This is a genomic window from Anaerovibrio lipolyticus LB2005 (assembly GCF_000621545.1).
In the GTDB taxonomy this organism is placed as follows: Bacteria; Bacillota; Negativicutes; order Selenomonadales; family Selenomonadaceae; genus Anaerovibrio; species Anaerovibrio lipolyticus_A.
This window is the reverse complement of the sequence record NZ_JHYA01000004.1, coordinates 98,819-117,519: the sequence shown is the minus strand read 5'-3', so window position 1 is coordinate 117,519 and position 18,701 is coordinate 98,819. Positions and strand designations below refer to the sequence as shown.

General features: G+C 45.2%; 16 protein-coding genes. 2 read left to right on the top strand and 14 right to left on the bottom strand.

Annotation, left to right across the window (positions count from 1 at the left end):
* Positions 1–156: 156 nt before the first annotated feature.
* The 3 genes from T355_RS0104900 to T355_RS0104890 all read right to left on the bottom strand — a co-directional run bounded on the left by T355_RS0104900 (position 157) and on the right by T355_RS0104890 (position 4,197).
* Positions 157–1,599: an alanine/glycine:cation symporter family protein gene (locus T355_RS0104900; protein WP_027396774.1), complete on the bottom strand. Its 1,443-nt coding sequence runs from the start codon at positions 1,597–1,599 to the stop codon at positions 157–159.
* Positions 1,600–2,264: 665 nt separating this feature from the next.
* A complete protein-coding gene (locus T355_RS0104895) occupies positions 2,265–3,527 on the bottom strand; it encodes a purple acid phosphatase family protein (RefSeq protein ID WP_037329862.1) in 1,263 nt (420 codons plus the stop codon).
* A gap of 34 nt (positions 3,528–3,561) precedes the next feature.
* Positions 3,562–4,197: an HAD family hydrolase gene (locus T355_RS0104890; RefSeq protein WP_027396772.1), complete on the bottom strand. Its 636-nt coding sequence runs from the start codon at positions 4,195–4,197 to the stop codon at positions 3,562–3,564.
* 115 nt (positions 4,198–4,312) lie between these two features.
* Here T355_RS0104890 and T355_RS0104885 point away from each other — a divergent pair, with 115 nt between their 5' ends.
* Positions 4,313–4,747 (top strand): PaaI family thioesterase, encoded by a 435-nt coding sequence (locus tag T355_RS0104885; protein WP_027396771.1) that lies wholly within the window; start codon positions 4,313–4,315, stop codon positions 4,745–4,747.
* A 287-nt stretch (positions 4,748–5,034) separates the two neighbouring features.
* Here the strand turns inward: T355_RS0104885 and sufU are convergent, their stop codons facing one another.
* From sufU to T355_RS0104830, 11 genes are all read right to left on the bottom strand, one after another.
* Positions 5,035–5,475, bottom strand: coding sequence for a Fe-S cluster assembly sulfur transfer protein SufU (gene sufU, locus T355_RS0104880; protein WP_027396770.1), 441 nt, complete (start codon positions 5,473–5,475; stop codon positions 5,035–5,037).
* Positions 5,465–6,700, bottom strand: a complete 1,236-nt coding sequence (locus T355_RS0104875) for a cysteine desulfurase (protein WP_027396769.1) — start codon at positions 6,698–6,700, stop codon at positions 5,465–5,467. Before T355_RS0104875 ends, sufU begins: the two co-directional genes overlap by 11 nt.
* The gene (locus tag T355_RS0104870; protein WP_027396768.1) at positions 6,693–7,526 is read right to left on the bottom strand and encodes a SufB/SufD family protein; all 834 of its coding nucleotides are present in this window, start codon (positions 7,524–7,526) and stop codon (positions 6,693–6,695) included. The genes T355_RS0104875 and T355_RS0104870 overlap by 8 nt, the downstream gene beginning before the upstream one ends.
* Positions 7,527–7,540: 14 nt before the next feature.
* The gene (gene sufB / locus T355_RS0104865; protein ID WP_027396767.1) at positions 7,541–8,947 is read right to left on the bottom strand and encodes a Fe-S cluster assembly protein SufB; all 1,407 of its coding nucleotides are present in this window, start codon (positions 8,945–8,947) and stop codon (positions 7,541–7,543) included.
* A gap of 2 nt (positions 8,948–8,949) precedes the next feature.
* Complete coding sequence (sufC, locus tag T355_RS0104860) at positions 8,950–9,714, bottom strand: Fe-S cluster assembly ATPase SufC (protein WP_081777619.1); 765 nt, start codon at positions 9,712–9,714, stop codon at positions 8,950–8,952.
* A gap of 210 nt (positions 9,715–9,924) precedes the next feature.
* A complete protein-coding gene (locus T355_RS14675; protein ID WP_051555381.1) occupies positions 9,925–11,124 on the bottom strand; it encodes a glucosaminidase domain-containing protein in 1,200 nt (399 codons plus the stop codon).
* Positions 11,125–11,188: 64 nt separating this feature from the next.
* Complete coding sequence (locus tag T355_RS0104850) at positions 11,189–12,109, bottom strand: SufB/SufD family protein (protein ID WP_027396765.1); 921 nt, start codon at positions 12,107–12,109, stop codon at positions 11,189–11,191.
* 13 nt (positions 12,110–12,122) lie between these two features.
* The gene (locus T355_RS0104845; protein WP_027396764.1) at positions 12,123–12,851 is read right to left on the bottom strand and encodes an ABC transporter ATP-binding protein; all 729 of its coding nucleotides are present in this window, start codon (positions 12,849–12,851) and stop codon (positions 12,123–12,125) included.
* A 262-nt stretch (positions 12,852–13,113) separates the two neighbouring features.
* The gene (locus T355_RS0104840; RefSeq protein ID WP_027396763.1) at positions 13,114–14,403 is read right to left on the bottom strand and encodes an adenylosuccinate synthase; all 1,290 of its coding nucleotides are present in this window, start codon (positions 14,401–14,403) and stop codon (positions 13,114–13,116) included.
* A 112-nt stretch (positions 14,404–14,515) separates the two neighbouring features.
* The gene (gene purB, locus T355_RS0104835; RefSeq protein WP_027396762.1) at positions 14,516–15,808 is read right to left on the bottom strand and encodes an adenylosuccinate lyase; all 1,293 of its coding nucleotides are present in this window, start codon (positions 15,806–15,808) and stop codon (positions 14,516–14,518) included.
* Positions 15,809–15,954: 146 nt separating this feature from the next.
* Positions 15,955–17,466 (bottom strand): phosphoglucomutase, encoded by a 1,512-nt coding sequence (locus T355_RS0104830; protein WP_027396761.1) that lies wholly within the window; start codon positions 17,464–17,466, stop codon positions 15,955–15,957.
* Between the two features lie 257 nt (positions 17,467–17,723).
* On the opposite strand from T355_RS0104830, the gene T355_RS0104825 reads away from it, so the two are divergent.
* A complete protein-coding gene (locus T355_RS0104825; protein ID WP_027396760.1) occupies positions 17,724–18,680 on the top strand; it encodes a YybS family protein in 957 nt (318 codons plus the stop codon).
* Positions 18,681–18,701 lie beyond the last annotated feature (21 nt).

The following is an 18,701-nucleotide window of genomic DNA, read 5'->3' as shown; positions in this document are numbered from 1 at the left end:
ATTTTTGCTACTATATGAGGGAAAGAAAAAAATTTAGTGACGGGTTCTTGCTACAGGAAACGCTCTGCTATCCATAACTATTCAATAAAAAAGCTAGGGTATGTAGCACATATTTGTACTGCATTTACCCTAGCTTTTTTTATCTAAATTCTATTTTTAAATTAAGCTCTTCTTTGCATAGTCCGTGGACTCAAGATTAAGATTAACCTTTTCGCCCCTCTTCTCCCGAACTGCTACCCGCTCCTCATAATCGAAGCATTCCCGGGCCACATCCTTGCTGAGCCACAGTAGACAGATAAGGTTTGGAATGGCCATAAGACCGTTGGCAGTATCGGAGAAATCCCATACCATATCCAGGGCCTGAGTGGCACCGATATAGGTTACAAAAGCATAAACGGTTCTGTACATTACAGTGAGGTCGTGATTATCCCACAGGTATTCCAAAGCCTTTTCGCCGTAATACTCCCAACCAAGAATGGTAGAGAAGGCAAAGAGGGCCAAGGAACAGGAAATAATCACTCTGGCATGCTCCCCAAATACGGTGGAAAAAGCCAAAATAGTCAGATGAGCGCCGGATACAGCCTTGCCAGCTTCCGGATCAATGGTTCCCAGGGCACCGGAGGAGGCAATAACCAGACCAGTGAGCACGCAGATAATCATGGTATCAAAGAAGGTGCCAGTCATATTTACATAGCCCTGACGGGATGGGTGGTCTGTACGGGCTGCAGCCGCCGCAATAGGGGCAGAACCAAGGCCCGCCTCATTGGAGAAAACACCACGGGCAACACCCCAACGCATGGCTGACATCATAGTAGCCACAATGGAACCGCCCACACCACCAGCCATAGCCTCAGGGGCAAATGCCATGGTGAAAATTTCAGCAACACCAGCTGGAAGATTTGCGGCATTGGCAACAATAACCACTACAGTTACTATCATATAAAAAGCAGCCATAACAGGCACTACAATACTGGATACAGCACCAATGGAGCGAACACCCTTAAAGAGTACCACCATGGTGAGAATAACCAGAATAGCACCTACAAAGGCCGGATCCACATGGAAGCTGGAATTAAAGGCAGCGGCAATGGAGTTGGCCTGGGTCATATTGCCAATTCCAAAGGAAGCACATACGGCAAAGGCCGCAAACAGGGTTGCCATGGTCTTACCTATAAAGCCACCAATACCATTTTTCATGGCATACATAGGGCCACCGGCCATTTCTCCCCTATTATTGTTTTCACGATACTTAACCGCCAAAACGGATTCAGCATATTTGGTGGAAAGACCAAAGGCGGCGGAAATCCACATCCACACCAAAGCACCCGGTCCACCTAAAACCATAGCAGTAGCCACACCCACGATATTACCGGTTCCCACTGTAGCAGAAAGGGCAATCATAAGTGACTGGAAAGGAGTAACATCACCCTCTGATGAATCCTTCTTGGCCAAAATCATTTTGAGAGCGTATGGCAAATTAAGCCAAGGCTTAAACTTCAGCCGCACCGTAAGAAAAACACCGGTACCCACCAGCAACGCCAGCATGACAGGTCCCCATACAAAATCATTGACCTGTTTTATTATAAGTCCATAATCCATAACCTATCCTCCCTATAGCAATTGTCATCACCTGAAAAAGATGCAAAACAAAAATGGACTGTATCAGCAGCCCATTTTTCAGTGAGCATCACTAAACTCAATCATCGCTAGCAGCTCGACCTCATCAAGTGTTGCGGGCAAAATACCGCAACTCCAGCAAATACTAGGGCTACGGGCTTCATTGCCCAAACTATACAAAATGTATATTAAAGAGTATATTACGAAACCTTATTTTTGTAAAGTCTAGGTCTAATTATATTCCGAAATACGAATAATATAAGGAATAATTTAAGTTATCCTTTCTATTTATTAACAGGAGCTAATTTTATATAGAAAAGAATTGGCTGGTTTACAGCTAATCTGTACAATTCATCTTATTCCTATCAGATTTCATTTTTGAGTCTATATAATTGTTTTGTATTGACTTATGATTTTATTGTTTCGAATTGTCTGACAAATTTTTTGCAAAAAGAAAAAGGCGGTATTTAAATCCGCCTTTGCTTAGGTCTGTGACGTCCGCCGTAATCTCCCTATGTAAAACGACGAGGCCACCTCTCCTGACCTTGTGTATACATTATACGGCTCTCAAATACCCATGTCAAGTAATAAAAACAATATTTTTCAAAAAAAATAGGACTTTTTACTACCCTAAAGTTTAAAATTAGTTACTTTTGTTTACTATTAGTCAATACAAAAGAATCCCCCAACTGTCCATCAGGGAGAAAACATTGTACTGTTATGTCCTTATTGCTGGCATTAATTGTCAGATAATTATCCGTTTCCGGCTGAGGCAACATAATTTTATCAAATCTCTTAGTACGGGGTACACTGTAGCGACAATTTCCCGCCACCCCGGTATCAATATACACCGGTCCCCGATCAGAGGGCTCAAAATTATATATATGACCGTGACGCCTATAGGTATGCTGATGGGCTGTAAAAACCAGATGTATTCCCAGCGCATCAAAATATGGCATAAACCGCTTCCCCACTTCATCTATATCTGCCAGAGGCTCACTGCTGTCAAGATTATCATAATTAATAATATCCTTGTGCATCAGCACCACCTTCCACGTTTTATCTGAAGCCGCCACATCCTGGACCAGCCACTGAAGCTGTTCTTCCATCAGCCCTGGCTTTATAGGGTCCAGCTCCTCAAACTGGGTATTCAGCACAATAAAATGCACCGGGCCATAATCAAAGGAATAATAATACCGCTGAAAGGCATTGCTTCCATTGTCCGGCACCGAAAAGAAATTCAAAAAGGCATGGGGAATACGGCATTTCCAGTTAAGATTATAAGTCTCGTGATTGCCCATAAGTGGCACAAATATTTTGGAAGGCATATAGGCACTGATGGCGTTGAACCACTGGCGCCACTGATAGGCCGCCTCACCATTATCCACCAGATCCCCCATATTTATGAACATATTAATATTAGGGTGGGCATTAAAGGCCCCTGAAGCCACTTTTCTCCAGGTTTCGTAGCCATCAGAGCATTGGGAATCAGGGAAAATCAAGGCCTCCATGGCATTACTGCCAGCTGTTTCCAGTGGATACCAAGGGGTTGTGGCCCCGTCCTGCACAATCTGGTATGTGTACTTACTTTGGGGCTGAAGTCGATTAACCAAAACCTTATTTATATAGAAGCTGTCCCCATCATCCTGAAAAGGGCCGCCGCTTCCCATATAAGAGGTTACATTTCCTCCACTGTCCCTTACATTTACCCGCAAGGAATTATGTGGGGTGCGGGAATGCCACATAATGGTTCTGGAAGTGGTGCTGTCCTTTGTTACAATCTGGCGGGGCATATAAATATCCGTGCCTGCCGCTGCAGCAGAGGATTTATTGAATTTCCCCATTATCGCTGACACAATGCCTGTAAAAAAGACCTTTAAAAATGACCGCCTGTTTATTTTTGAAGTCATATTTTTATCTCCCATTTCATGGAAAAATAGAAAATCACTGCAACTCACTTAAACTATTTATTATCTGCACTGAAGGATAAGAGGCAAATTCTTCTCCTTTTGTGTTACCCGTAAGAACAGCGGCAAAATCCACCCCGGCATTTTTCGCCGCCCCGGCATCATAAAGACTGTCCCCCACATAAAGCACTTCCTTTGTGTCTGCTCCGGTGCGCTTAAGAGCCATATTGATGCCCTGAGGATCCGGTTTGCTGGCAGTGGTGTCCTCGCTGCCAATAATAAAATCAATAAGATGAGTTTGGCCATCCTGCTGAAATTTTTCTTCTATGCGATGACGGGTTTTAGTGGAAATAATAGCCACCGTACAGCCTGCTGCCTTCAGCTTTTTCAAGGTGGCAATGGCGTCTGGGAAGAAATGGGTATTGGGAGTCATTAATTCCGCCGCATATTTTTTATATGACAAAAGGAATTTATATTTCTCCCCCTCATCAGTTAATCCCGTAACCTGGGTAATGGCATCCATCATGGGCATACCAATGGTCAGCTTAATTTCATCCCAGGGCTTTGCAGGTATGTTAAATTCCTCCAAGGTCCGCAAGAAGCATTCCACAATACCCTTTTCAGAATTTACCAGGGTATAATCAAAATCAAAAAAATAATACTTATACTTCATCTACTTTTTCCTTTTCCAGCCAGTTGGCGTATAATTAGTTCATGAGATGTATAATTAATCTATAATATGTAATTATACCATAGATGACATAAGAAAAATTTAGCGAGGTATTAAAATGACAGACAGTATTGTAAACCGACTAACCAAGCATCTGCGACTTTTTTACAAGGAAAATCCTTATGTGGAGCTGTTACACATTTGGGTGGACAATGTGGAGGAGGGCTCCGTTACCCTGGAAATGAAAATTGACCGCAAGCACACCAATTTCTATGAAATGTCCCACGGTGGCGCCTTAATGAGTCTGGCTGATACTGCTATGGGTGCCGCCTGCCTTTCCCACAATAAAAAGGTAGTAACCCTGTCCTTTAACATGAGCTTTATAAAGGGCGTGCCTTTAGGTGAAAAGCTCATTGCCACCGGCCATGTGGTACACAACGGCTCCCGCACCATGATGTGCGAATGCGAGCTGAAAAATGAGGATGGAAAGCTGTTTTGCAAGGCCAGCGGCAGCTTCTTCGTCATCGGAAAGCTGCTGGCAGAAAGCAAATAATAACGTAGTCAGTTATATAACAATCAAAAAGAAAAGGCGAGGGCCATTGCCGATAGCAAAAAATAAGCGAGGGCAATTGCCGATAGCAGTTGAAGCCGGAACGTAAAGAAATCTTTTTCTTGTTTTACCTATATATTAGTGGAAAAAATTACTTGTTTGAGCGAGTCCTTAAAGGACGATGCGAGTTGTAATTTTTTCCACTATATGAGAACAAGAAAAAATTTTAGTGACGGATTCATGCTAGAGGCAATGCCCTCGCTATTTATATTTATCATCAACAACTGAATTTACTGTATTCCCTCAGCCTCTTTGAACGCCTCCTCCAGTGTATGCCAGGAAAGCACCGCACATTTCACCCTGGCGGGCATATTGGAGATATTCTTCAGGGCGAAGGCTTCATCCAGCTCCTCCTCCTCATCCTCTGTCAGCTCCTCCCGCTTAATCATGCGCAGAAAAAGATTGGCCAAATGTCTGGCCTTAGCCACGGATTCACCCTTTATAAGGTCAATCATAATGGAGGTAGAGGCCTGGGAAATTGCACAACCAATTCCCACAAAGGAGGCATCCTTTATATAACCATCCTCCACCTGCAGCTCCAAGGTTATTTCGTCACCGCAGCTGGGGTTTCTGCCCTTTAAAGACATATTAGGACATTCCAAATGATGTTTATGCTCTGTGGAGCGACTATGCTCCGAAATCAGCTCTGTATAAATACTGTCAAGCTCCAAGGCCCAACACTCCTCTCACCTTTGATAATGCTTCGATAAATTTATCCACATCTTCCTTGCTGTTGTAGAAGTAAAAGCTAGCCCGGCAGGTGGCATTCTGCTTCAAGTAAATCATCAGAGGCTGGGCACAATGATGGCCTGCCCTGATAGCCACTCCATGGGCATCCATAATGGTGGATACATCATGGGGATGTACATCCTTAACATTGAAGGTAACAATACCAGTTTTATTATCCCGGGAACTGTCACAGCCATAAAGCTCAATGTAATCCATTTCCTTCATGCGACTGATAGCGTATTCCGTAAGCTCCTTTTCCTGCTTTTCGATATACTCAAACCCCACCCTATTAAGGTAATCAATGGCAGCAGAAAGACCAGCTGCCCCACCAACATTCTGGGTACCCGCCTCAAATTTGGCAGGCAGGGGAGCATAATCCGTATGCTGCTCCTCCACATAATCTATCATGTCCCCTCCCATCAGGAAAGGCGGCATATCATTCAGCAGCTTCTCTTTACCATAGAGGACTCCAATTCCCATAGGAGAAAGCATTTTGTGGCCGGAAAATACGAAGAAATCCGCGTCCATATCCTGTACATCCACAGCCATGTGAGGTACGCTCTGAGAGCCGTCAACAACCACTACTGCCCCTTCCTCATGAGCTCTGGCAACGATTTCCTTTACGGGGTTAATAAGCCCCAGCACATTTGACACCTGGGCCACGGCCACTACCTTAGTTTTTTCGGTAATCTTTTCCTCAATATCCCTTTGGGAAAGATTATGATCCTCCTCGAGATAAATATATTTTAAGGTGGCACCCTTCATTTGGCACACATACTGCCAAGGAACCAGATTACTGTGATGCTCGGAAATGGCAATAAGCACCTCATCTCCCGCCCCCACATGGGAAAGGCCATAGCTGTAGGCCACCAAATTTAAGGATTCTGTGGCATTTTTGGTAAAAATAATCTCATGGGAGTATTTGGCATTAATGAATTTTTGGGTCTTGATACGGGCATTTTCATAGATGTCCGTGGCCTTAATGCTCAGCTCATAGGCCCCCCGATGGGGATTGGCATTAAAGCTGTCATAATACTCCGTAATAGCCTTGATTACCTCCAGGGGCTTCTGAGTGGTGGCCCCATTATCAAGATATACCAGGGGATTATTTCCCATTGGCTTGCCTAATAAAGGAAAGTCTGCTTTAAATTTTACGGTATTATTCATTTTCAAGACGCTCCTTTATATAAGAATCAATCTCCTGCCGAAGTGCTTCATCATCAATTAATTCCAGCACTGGATTAAAGGCAGCCTCCAGCACCAGCTTACGGGCCTCTGCCGGACTTAGCCCACGACTCATAAGGTAGTGTAGCTTATCCTCATTAATCTTGCCGGAGGATACAGCATGGTTTCCCACCACATCATCCTCTCCTGAAAGCATAATTGGTACTGAGCGGTTCCGTACCCCAGAGGAGAGCACCACCACATTTTCCTTTTCATAGCCCTTGGCCTGCTTGGAACCCTGCTTAAAATCTAAGGTTCCCCTAAAAATCTTTTGGCTCTCCCCCATAAGGCCACCATAAACCTCCAAATTGCCCACGGTTTTACGGCCCTGGAATTCCAATACATAATTCATATCCAGACTGCGGTCTCCGTCACCAAAATAAAGCAAGGACACATCCGCCTGGGATTTATCACCCTTGAGAATAATGTTAACCTTGGAGGCAAAGGACTTTGCCCCAGTTTCCACAGCCACCAGCTGTAGTCTTGCCTTTTTCTCAAGAACAACATTTATCTCATTCACATGATCACAGTCCTGTGGCATCAGCTGCAGCTGAGTCAGCTTCAGTGATGCATTTTCACCGATATTTATATTTACAATACCGTAGGATTCCTTACGATATTCCACGAGCATTTTTTCCTGATGATCAGCCTCAATTTTTATATCCAAATTTTGGGATTCCACCAGCAGGTCCTTATCCACAACGGCTTCATTGACACCCAGCCAGTTCCAGGTCCGCATAGGAATCTCACTAAAAATTTCTTTATTCATTCCAAACGCCTCCCTTAACCCATGGTGCCTTCCAGCTCAATATTAACCAGATTGTTCATTTCCACCGCATATTCCAGCGGCAGCTCCTTGGCAATTGGCTCCACAAAGCCCCTGACTATCATGGAACGGGCCTCATCCTCACTGACTCCCCGACTCATTAGATAGAAAATTGCCTCATCGCTGATGCGGCCAATGGTAGCCTCATGACCGATATCCGCCTCGTCACCCTCAATATCCATGGTTGGCAGGGTATCGGAACGGGAAATATCATCCAGCATCAGGGACTCACAATTTACAGAGCACTTGGCATAGGGAGCATTTTTCGTAACCTTCACAGCACTTCTGTAGGTGGCCTTGCCCCCGGCCTTGGAAATTGTACGAGTGCTAATGTTGGCTGAAGTATGAGGTGCGCAATGAATAACACTGGCTCCTGTATCCAGATTCTGCCCCTTGGAGGCAAAGGTAACACCAGTAAATTCACACTTGGCATTTTCCCCCTTCAGCACGCTGCATGGATACAGCATGGATACATGGGAGCCGAAGGAACCGGACACCCATTCAATAACGCCGTCCTTTCCTACCACAGCCCGCTTGGTGTTCAGGTTCATCATATTTCTGGACCAGTTTTCAATGGTGGAATAGCGAAGTCTTGCCCCGTCATTGACAAACAGCTCCACACAGCCGGCATGCAAATTGGTTACATTATATTTGGGAGCGCTGCAGCCCTCAATAAAATGGAGGCTGGCGTTCTTTTCCACAATAATAAGGGTGTGCTCAAACTGCCCTGCTCCTGCGGCATTTAAACGAAAATAGGACTGAAGAGGAATTTCCACATGAACTCCCTCCGGCACATACACAAAGGAACCGCCAGACCATACAGCACCATGAAGGGCCGCAAATTTATGATCCTTTGGAGGTACCAGCTTCATAAAATGGTCCCTTACGATTTCCTCGTGCTCATGAAGGGCGGTTTCCATATCTGTATAGATAACCCCCTGCTTAACCAGATCCTCCTGAATACTGTGATATACCACCTCAGAATCATACTGGGCACCAACTCCCGCCAATGATGTCTGCTCCGCCTCCGGAATGCCAAGACGGTCAAAGGTTTCCTTTATGTCCTCAGGCACCTCATCCCAGCTGCCAGTCATTTTGGCATCTGGCTGTACATAGGTGACGATTTCATCCATGTTCAGCTCTGAAAGATCCGGGCCCCAATTTGGCAGGGACAGCTGATTATACACCTCCAGAGATTTTAAACGAAACTCCAGCATCCAATCAGGATCATTTTTTCTGGCGGATATATCTCGGATGATGTCCTCCGTAAGACCTGACTGGGATTTATATTTTGATTTATCTACATTTTTTATATCATAGAGGGTACGCTCAATATCCTCTATATAAGTCTTTTCCTGTGCCATATTTACTCAGCTCCCTGCAAAAAACCAAAGCCCTCTTTGTCTATTTTCTCAATAAGCTCCGGGCCACCCTCAGCTACAATTTTTCCCTGCATCAGAACGTGAACCTTGTCCACATTCAGCTGCTTCAATATGCGGGTGTTATGAGTAATGATGAGGCAGGCATTATCCTCATTATGAAATTTTTTGACGCCGTTGGATACAATCTGAATCGCATCCACATCAAGGCCGGAATCCGTTTCATCCAAAAGGGCCAGCTTTGGCTGAAGCATCAGCATTTGCAGAATCTCGTTGCGCTTCTTCTCACCGCCGGAAAAGCCCACATTCATATAACGCTGGGCATAAGATTCATCCATCTGCAGCTCCTTCATGGCAGCCTTCAATTCCTTGCGGAACTTAACCACCTTGATGTTTTCACCGGTTACAGCCTGCTTGGCTGTACGAATCATATTCTCCACTGTAATGCCGGGTATTTCCTCCGGAGTCTGGAAGGACAGAAAAATTCCCTTACGGGCCCGTTCAAAGGTCTTAAGCTCAGTAAGATCCTCTCCCTCAAATTCCAGACTTCCGCCGGCAATTTCATACTTTGGATGCCCCATAATGGCATTCATCAGGGTTGATTTGCCGGAGCCATTTGGCCCCAGTACAACGTGAATCTCACCTTTATTTACCTGCAGGTCTATACCCTTGAGGATTTCCTTGCTGGTATCTTCGGCTTCCTTATCAGCCACAGTTACCTGCAAATTCTTGATATTAAGCAATTTTTCCATGGTAGTCTCTCCTCATATAACACACATATTTATAAACACATTTTATTCTTACTAATTCACTCGGAATTAATTCACGCTTTTATAATAGGGTGTTTTTTTCTCAATGTCAATAATTCCTACCAAATTTGTCGGAAATAAAAAGGAAATAATGCCACAGAAAAATCCCGCCTTCAAAATAAAGACGGGATCAAGGATGTAAATCCTAGTTATTTATTTTTTTAAATAAGCCCTTAAGTCATCTACAGCCTGCTGAGCAATTTCATTGTCCGGTTCAAGAGTCAGCACCATGGTCAAATCCTCCATGGCCTCATTGTAATATCCCTCATCAGCCAAAAGGCAGCCATGATTATAAAGGGCTACTGTATCAGCCGGATTAATATCAAGCAGAGTATCATAATCCGCCAAGGCCTTCTTATTCTCCTGAATGGACGCATATAGGTACGCCCTGCCAGACAGGGCAGTATAATTATTCTTATCCAGAGAAAGGGCAGAATCATAATCTGCCAGAGCCTTTTCATTGTAGCCCCACTCCCGATAAATATTGGCCCGCTTAACATAAGCATCAACATTCTTCTTATCCAGCTTAAGGATATTGTCAATGCTTAAGATAGCTATATCATAATTGACATCACCGTAAGCCAAACTATAAACTCGTTCCCAGGCCTCCACACTATTCGCCTGGCGCTGGGCTGTATCCAGAGCCTTGTTTAAGCCCTTTTCCAGCTCCTGAAAATGCTTTGCTTCCCGCCACAGCCTTAATATATCCTGACCATAGGTGGTTCCCGGCACTGCCCAACGTCCGTTTAAATCTGGCCAATACTTAGCTGCGCCCCGATATTGTGGATATTTTTCCACCAAAACCATGAAACGCGGGTCTACAAGCTCCTTATTTGGCATACGGGTAGTGCTATAGGCCAACAAATGCTGGATATGGGCCCGAACCCCCCGCTGTGGAGAATAAAAACTATATCCCGGCACGTTGTTGCCAAGGGCCCCCAAGCCGCAATAGTTGTTCTGCATTGCCTTCACATCATTGCCATATTTAAAAAAGCCTGTTTCCTTCAATGCCTGACACAATGCAATATCAGGACGGACCCCTTCAGAGCCAGCCTCCTCATAATAGTAGGCCACCAATTCTTCCAATGTACAGTTCAGCTTTGGATTGGAATTGCGGGAGAGAATATATTGGACCATCTGCTCCTGACTTATGGAAGGCGCTCCCATAATGGTCACCTTATCCGTGTCCTCCAGCCCTTCCCAGCTGCTTACAGGCCTGTAGTGAGTAATGCGATGATGAATTTCCTGCCCCTCCTGGGCCTTACAGCCATTGGTAAAGCCAGCCAAGACCAAAACAAATGCCACACATAACATAAGCCTGCCCATATACTGCAAATAATTCAGATGTTTCATACCCAGCCTCCATTTATCCTCTTACTTGACTAAAAAGGGACCGCTATTGCAGTCCCTTTCTGTATTATCTTAAGAAGCCACCGATAATCTGCTCCTCGGCCTCTGCCTCGGTAAGTCCCAGAGACATGAGCTTAATGAGCTGTTCACCGGCGATTTTGCCGATGGCTGCCTCATGTATAAGGGCAGCATCCACGTTTCTGGCATCCAGCTTTGGCACTGCCACCACATGGGCATTGTCCATAATAATAGCATCACATTCCGCATGGCCGTTGCAGACGGTGTTACCAATAATAGCCGCCTCGAAAATCTGCTCAGAATTATCCTTGGCCACAGAACGGGAAATAACATCAGTGCTGGAGCCTTCCCCGTTAAGCTCCACCTCGTAAACGCTGGTGGCCTTCTGCTCACCATGGGTCATAAGGCGCTCGTGAACGATCATGGTAGCCCCTTCAGCCAGCTCCGCCTTGGTAACCCGATGAGTGCTGTCCACGCCCTTAATCTGCACCATTTCCATATCCACATAGCTGTTTTCCTTCTGATAAACCTCAGTTACAGGATTTAAAATGCGCTTACCACTGCCATCCCCTTCACCGTAATGCTTTTCCACATAACGAATTTTGGAATTTTTGCCCACAAAGAAGCGGTGAACACCATCATGCTCCGAATCATGACTGCCGCAATTGCTGATACCACAGCCAGCAACGATAACCACATCACAGTCCTCACCAATATAGAAATCATTATATACAGTTTCCTTGATACCACTCTCACTGAGAACGACAGGGATGTGAACGCTCTCGTTTTTAGTGCCATCCTTAATGATAATATCGATACCAGGCTTATCCTCCTTGGTAACGATATCTATATTTTCCGTAGTATTACGGGCTGCCTTCTCACCGTTGGCACGGATATTGTAAGCACCCTTTGGCATCTTATAAAGGTCAGCCACTTCCTTCAGCAGCTGCTTCTGAATATTATCTAACATTTAAAATGCCTCCTTAACTCATCTTGCTGCAAGCCCTGTTTACCGCATCAGCAGTGCCCAAAAGCTCTGGCAATACCTCATCCTTTGGACCGTGCTTCTTCACCTTGCCGTCCTCAATAACAATGATTTCATCAGCAATATTAAGTATTCTCTCCTGATGGGAAATAATAAGCACAGTGCCCTTCACTGTCTTTCTGATATTTTCAAAAACCTGGATAAGGTTCTGGAAGCTCCAGATATCAATACCAGCCTCCGGCTCATCGAAAATGGAGAACTTAGTGCCACGGGCCAATACAGTAGCAATTTCAATGCGCTTCAGCTCACCGCCGGAAAGGGATGAATTAACCTCACGGTCAATATACTCCTTGGCACAGAGGCCCACCTTGGACAGATATTCGCAAGCCGTATTTACGGAAATATTTTTTCCGGTGGCCAGGCGAAGCAAATCCAGTACCTTGATACCCTTAAAATGAACTGGCTGCTGGAAGGCAAAGCTAATTCCCTTACGGGCACGGTCAGTAATGGAGCACTCTGTAATATCTTCGCCGTCAAAAATCATCTTGCCGGAGGTAAGCTCCTTAACCCCCATAATCAGCTTGGCAAGGGTGGATTTACCACCACCATTAGGCCCGGTAATAACCACAAATTTGCCATCATCTATGTTGAGGTCAAGATGGTCAATAATCGTCTTAATCTCATTGTTTTCTTCAACCTGATAGGTTAAATCCTTTAGCTCAAGCATAGTGCAACTCTCCTTGAAAAAAATGTGCTCACGGCACAAAAAACAACACACTTTTTATTATAACATAAAGCAAGATGAAAGCATAAGGGCTTTCATCAGCCCTTACACGAAATCTAAGTTCATCTTCATCTTTCAGATTCGATTCTCTAAGATTTCATAGCAAAAAAACTGGACTGCATTTCCAGTCCAGCTCCTATGTGTATACATTAGAAAAACGTAGGAAGATGTCCTCATGTGGACCTCTTCCTACTGTATTTTTGTCTTATTTAAATAAATCATCAGCGATGATGATGGTCTGATCACGGTTAGGACCAACGGATACGATGCCCAGCTTAATACCAGTAACCTCAGCCATGCGCTCCAGATAAATACGGGCCTTTTCTGGAAGATCCTCATACTTTCTGATGCCGCTGATATCAGTCTGCCAGCCCTCGAAGGTCTCGTAAACAGGCTCAACCTCGGCCAGCACCTTAAGGGAAGCCGGAATCTCATTAAGCAACTCCCCCTTGTACTTATAGCCTACACACATCTTGATTTCTGGCATAATATCCAAAATATCCAGACGGGTAATGGCCATATAGTCAATTCCGGAAAGCATACCAGCATAGCGGACTACGCAAGCATCAAGCCAGCCTGTACGACGTGGACGGCCGGTAACTGTACCGTACTCATGGCCTGCATCACGGATTTTATCACCGATTTCGTTAAGCTGCTCAGTAGGGAATGGACCCTCACCAACGCGGGTACAATAGGCCTTTACTACACCCACAACCTTGTCAATGTCCCGTGGAGCCACACCAGCACCAACGCACACACCACCGGATACAGGATGGGAAGATGTTACATAAGGGTAAGTACCATAATCAATATCCAGCATGGTAGCCTGAGCACCCTCGAAGAGAATCTTCTTGCCAGCCCTGATTTCATCGTGGAGAAGAGCAATAGTATCGCATACATAAGGACGAAGACGATCAGCATAGCCCTCATATTCCTTAAGGATAGCCTCGTAGTCAAATGGCTCCTTGCCATACATGCCCACAACCTGCTTATTCTTGATTTCAAGATTTTCCTTCAGACGCTTTCTGAACTCTTCCTTGTCAATGAAGTCGCATACGCGGATACCAATACGGTCGTCACGGTCAACATAGCATGGACCAATGCCGTTCTTGGTGGTACCAACCTTGTTGGCACCCTTCATCTCCTCCAGATAGCCATCCATTTCACAGTGATATGGCATTACCACATGGGCACGGTTGCTGATACGGATACCACTAACATCAATGCCCTTTTCAATCATGCCATCCATTTCCTGAAGCATAACCTTTGGATTAAAGGCAACGCCGTTACCCACCACATTTAAGGTACCCTTAAACAAAATACCAGATGGCATAAGGCGGAGCTTATATTCTACACCATCAACAGCCACAGTATGACCTGCATTGCTGCCGCCCTGGGAACGGACAACCACCTCTGCCTGCTGTGCCAAATAATCAACGATTTTGCCCTTGCCTTCGTCACCCCACTGGGTTCCAAGGATTACTACTGAAGCCATAAAGGTCTCTCCCCTCAAAAACAGTATCGGGAGCATCCCGATACATTTATAAAAAAGTATAGGGGACCGCTTGGCGGCCCCCCTTTATTAACAAATTCCAAAAATCAATTTATTACAGTCCGAAGCGAGCCATAATCATGTCAACGTGACGTAGGAAATAATCTACCTTAAAGCACTCATCAATCTCATCCTGAGACAGGTACTTAACTACATCCTCATCCTTGCTGATATTGGTCTTAAAGTCTTCCTTCTCCAGCCATCTCTTCATGGCATTACGCTGTACCCACTTGTAAGCGTCCTCGCGAAGAACGCCCTTGGATACCAGGGCAATAAGAATGCGCTGGGAGAAAATCAGACCGCCGGTCTTATTTAAGTTCTCCATCATAGCATCTGGATATACCAGCAGCTTGTCAATGATGTTGGTAAACTTCTTTATGCAGTAATCTACATTAATAGTAGAATCTGGCAGGATAACACGTTCTACGGAGGAGTGGGAAATATCTCTCTCATGCCAGAGAGCAATATTTTCCATGGATGCCAGAGCATTACCGCGAACCAGACGGGCCATACCAGCAATACGCTCACAGGTAATAGGATTACGCTTATGAGGCATAGCAGAAGAACCCTTCTGACCTGGGCTGAAATATTCCTCAGCCTCACGGATATCGGTGCGCTGGAGGTTACGAATCTCAGTAGCGAACTTTTCGAAGGAGCTTGCTACGATAGCGAGAGTAGTCATGTACTCGGCATGACGGTCACGCTGAATAACCTGAGTAGCCAAAGGAGCAGGAGTAATACCCAGCTTTTGACAAACCAGCTCTTCAATCTTTGGATTAATGTTGGAATAAGTACCAACAGCACCGGAGAGCTTACCAACGGAAACAATCTTCTTGGCATGCTCCACGCGCTCAATGTCACGGTCAATCTCATTCATCCAGAGAGCCAGCTTCAAACCAAAGGTCATTGGCTCTGCGTGAATGCCATGGGTACGGCCGATACAAACTGTGTGCTTGAACTCAGCTGCGCGGCGCTTCAGTACCTCACGGAATTTTTTCAAATCATCAATAATCAGCTCGGCGGATTTCTTCATCATAATGCCAAGGGCAGTATCCTTAACATCACTGGAAGTCAATCCCTTGTGAATATACTTGGAATCATCGCCTACATACTCAGCCACATTGGTCAGGAAAGCAATAATATCATGGTTGGTTTCCTTCTCAATTTCCTTTACTCGATCCAGCTCGAAATGGGCCTTTTCACGAATGTTCTTGGCAGCCTCCTTTGGAATCTCCCCCAGCTCTGCCATAGCTTCGCAAGCGGCGATTTCCACATCCAGCATAACCTCAAACTCATGCTGCAGAGTCCAGATATTACCCATTTCAGGGTTGGTATACCGTTCGATCATTGATGCAATTCCTCCTTAAAAAGAAAACAGCTTCTATTGCCTGGGTAACCCAGGCGGGGAAAACATTGTTCACCCCATTGTTATCCGCATACATCATAGCATTACACAGAAGGCACTGTCAACCGCTCCGCCATGTATACAAGGCCTTAATACATCACACTGTCATCAAGATGAACGAAGCCGGATACCAGCTCCTTGGCAATGCTGGTGAGCTTATCGCAGTCCCCGGCATGCTTGCCCTCTATATTCATTGGCATATTTGGATCGTGGAGGGAAAGGCGAAGAAGAATCCAGCCTTCACCAGGGAATACCAGACGAACTCCCTCATAGGAAGGTGATGCTACCTGAATTCCACGGGCCTCAGCCAGCTCCTTAAACTCCTCCAGCACACCTCTGCCGTATGTCTTGTAATCCTCCAGCCCACGGATGTATAACCGATACTCTCTGGCCTCTGCCGGGTAACCCAGCTCCTCAATAAGGCTGGCAAGAGTCTTGTCCTCGCGTTTAGCCTTGGCAGCGGCTATAATCAGCTTAACAGCCAGATATGCACCATCATCCAAATAGTAGTTTTCCTGCAGGGCACCATGACCAGAGGTCTCAATGGCCAATGGGGATGCAGTGCCTTCCTCGTTAAGGCGGATACATTCATTAATAACATTCTTGTAGCCTCTCTTAAAGCGATGGTGCTTCAAATGAAGGGTTCCCTCCAAAAATTCCGTGAGCTCATCAGAGGTTACAGAATCTGTAACAATGGTACTGCCCGGATAATCCGGAGCCAAAATTGACGCCATCATGGCGATAAGGGCGTTGCGGCTGATAACCTTTCCATCTGGCAGCACTGCCCCCATACGGTCCACATCAGTATCAAAAATAAGCCCCAAATCTGCATTGGAATCATTAACAATCTTTTTAATAGAAGCCATGGCATCCTTGTTCTCAGGGTTAGGAACATGATTAGGGAACCGTCCGTCAGGATCAAGATACTTACTGCCGGTGGTATCTGCCCCCAATGGCTTTAATACCTTGTCCGCAAAGAAGCCACCAGCTCCATTGCCTGCATCCACCACAATCTTCATACCAGAGAGAGGCTGCATGTAGTTCTCCTCCAGATTGGCCCCTACTCTGATTTTGTCACACAAATATTCAGAGTAAAGATCAATAAGCTCCAAAGTCTCCACGTCACTGATATCATAATCCGCAGGCTCCAGCTTGGCTGCCCCCTTGAGAATTGCCTTAATATCAGCTTTCTCCAAGCCGCCTTCAGCCGTAAAGAATTTCAAACCATTACGGTTATATGGCAAATGACTGGCGGTGATCATGATGGCGCCGTCCATCTGGGTGTCTTCAAAAACAATAGACATAAACATGGCAGGGGTGGAGGAAAGACCACAGTCAAAAACCCGTGCCCCCAAGTTCATAGCCCCCTGTATTGCTGCTTCCTTCAGGCTCTCAGCACTAAGACGGGAGTCATGGCCAACGGCAATCTTCAGCTTATTGGCTGGCTTACCGATTTTCTCTGCCAAAAAATTAACAAAGGCTGCACCAATAACATTGGCAGCGTCATGAGTAAGGGTGACCTCCTCGCCTTCAACACCTTCCATGGCAACACCGCGTATATCGCTGCCATTTTGCAGCTTTAACAACATTTTTTCGTCCATATTGAACACCTCCAGGGTATTTTTTTCTACATCTAGTATTATAACGCAATTGTTCAAATTTTTCTTTTTAAATAAAAGAAAAATCCTCCTACTAGCGTTTCAACTCGGTGAGAACATTTTTCACCGAGTTATAACGCAATTGAAGACTTAGTACCACAAACAGTACACAGGTGGCATGTTTTTTTATAAAATGATATAATGATGTATTAATGCGGGGTAGTCTCCATCTCGCGTTACTATTTAAGGAGAATTAAAGCATGGCAGATATAAAAATAAAATCTATGACAGAAAGCAGCCTGTTGGTGGCTATCACTGTTATAGTAGCCTTAGTGGGAGTCTATATCCCCCTGTTGGGTGAAGTGGCTATTTTAATTTGGCCTTTGCCCATTCTGATTCTGGAGGTACGGCACGGCCTAAAGTGGGCCCTGCTGAGTGTATTGGCCGCTGGAATTATTATGACCATACTGATTGAACCAATGTCGGCTATCAGACTGGTATTGGGCTTTGCCCCACCAGCTATTGCCCTTGGATATGGCTTCAGAAGGTCTCTGCCCGCTGGTCAGAACCTGCTCATATCCCTGGTAACAGCTGTAATTTCCATGCTGTTGGCCTTGGGACTGTTTTTGGCCGTTACGGGTATTAATCCATTCAACATGGAGCTGGAGATGATGGAGGATACCTTCAATTCTTCTATTTCAGCTTATGAAGCCATGGGAGTACCAGCTGACAAGGTGGCCGAGATGAAAGACAACTTCGGCCAGGCCTTTAAGCTGGTGGGGATGCTCATGCCACTGATAATAATCTGCTCCGGCCTTGTTACCACCCTCATTAACTATGTTATGGGACGCAAAGTGCTGACCCGTTTAGGCTACAATCTCCCAGAACTGCCACCGCTTGATCAGTGGCGTTTGCCTGTAGCCCTATTTTATCTCTTTGGTTTTTCTCTGGTGGGAATTTACTGGGGGGAATCCCGCAATATCTCATTATTGACTCAGATTTCCTACAATGCATTTTTCCTCACCACCTGTACTGGTTTTGTTCAAGGAGTGGCCATACTGAGCAACCTACTTAGGAACAAAATCTCCAGATGGATGTTCTGGATTATCATTGGCTTCATATTTATTAACGGACTGTTGGCTCAGCTGTTAGCATTTGTGGGCCTGTTTGATATGATTTTTGATTATCGCAAGCGTTTTTCTGCAAGACGCAATTAATTAGAAACAGAGGTTTATTAA

Excerpts from the sequence above, each read along its gene's own strand:
- T355_RS0104840 (WP_027396763.1), bottom strand. The coding sequence starts at position 14,403 with ATGGCTTCAGTAGTAATCCTTGGAACCCAGTGGGGTGACGAAGGCAAG.
- T355_RS0104845 (WP_027396764.1), bottom strand. The coding sequence starts at position 12,851 with ATGCTTGAGCTAAAGGATTTAACCTATCAGGTTGAAGAAAACAATGAG.
- T355_RS0104890 (WP_027396772.1), bottom strand. The coding sequence starts at position 4,197 with ATGAAGTATAAGTATTATTTTTTTGATTTTGATTATACCCTGGTAAAT.
- T355_RS0104830 (WP_027396761.1), bottom strand. The coding sequence starts at position 17,466 with ATGGACGAAAAAATGTTGTTAAAGCTGCAAAATGGCAGCGATATACGC.
- T355_RS0104850 (WP_027396765.1), bottom strand. The coding sequence starts at position 12,109 with ATGTTAGATAATATTCAGAAGCAGCTGCTGAAGGAAGTGGCTGACCTT.
- sufB (WP_027396767.1), bottom strand. The coding sequence starts at position 8,947 with ATGGCACAGGAAAAGACTTATATAGAGGATATTGAGCGTACCCTCTAT.
- T355_RS0104870 (WP_027396768.1), bottom strand. The coding sequence starts at position 7,526 with ATGAATAAAGAAATTTTTAGTGAGATTCCTATGCGGACCTGGAACTGG.
- purB (WP_027396762.1), bottom strand. The coding sequence starts at position 15,808 with ATGATCGAACGGTATACCAACCCTGAAATGGGTAATATCTGGACTCTG.
- T355_RS0104825 (WP_027396760.1), top strand. The coding sequence starts at position 17,724 with ATGGCAGATATAAAAATAAAATCTATGACAGAAAGCAGCCTGTTGGTG.
- T355_RS0104900 (WP_027396774.1), bottom strand. The coding sequence starts at position 1,599 with ATGGATTATGGACTTATAATAAAACAGGTCAATGATTTTGTATGGGGA.
- T355_RS0104875 (WP_027396769.1), bottom strand. The coding sequence starts at position 6,700 with ATGAATAATACCGTAAAATTTAAAGCAGACTTTCCTTTATTAGGCAAG.
- T355_RS14675 (WP_051555381.1), bottom strand. The coding sequence starts at position 11,124 with ATGAAACATCTGAATTATTTGCAGTATATGGGCAGGCTTATGTTATGT.
- T355_RS0104885 (WP_027396771.1), top strand. The coding sequence starts at position 4,313 with ATGACAGACAGTATTGTAAACCGACTAACCAAGCATCTGCGACTTTTT.
- T355_RS0104895 (WP_037329862.1), bottom strand. The coding sequence starts at position 3,527 with ATGACTTCAAAAATAAACAGGCGGTCATTTTTAAAGGTCTTTTTTACA.
- sufC (WP_081777619.1), bottom strand. The coding sequence starts at position 9,714 with ATGGAAAAATTGCTTAATATCAAGAATTTGCAGGTAACTGTGGCTGAT.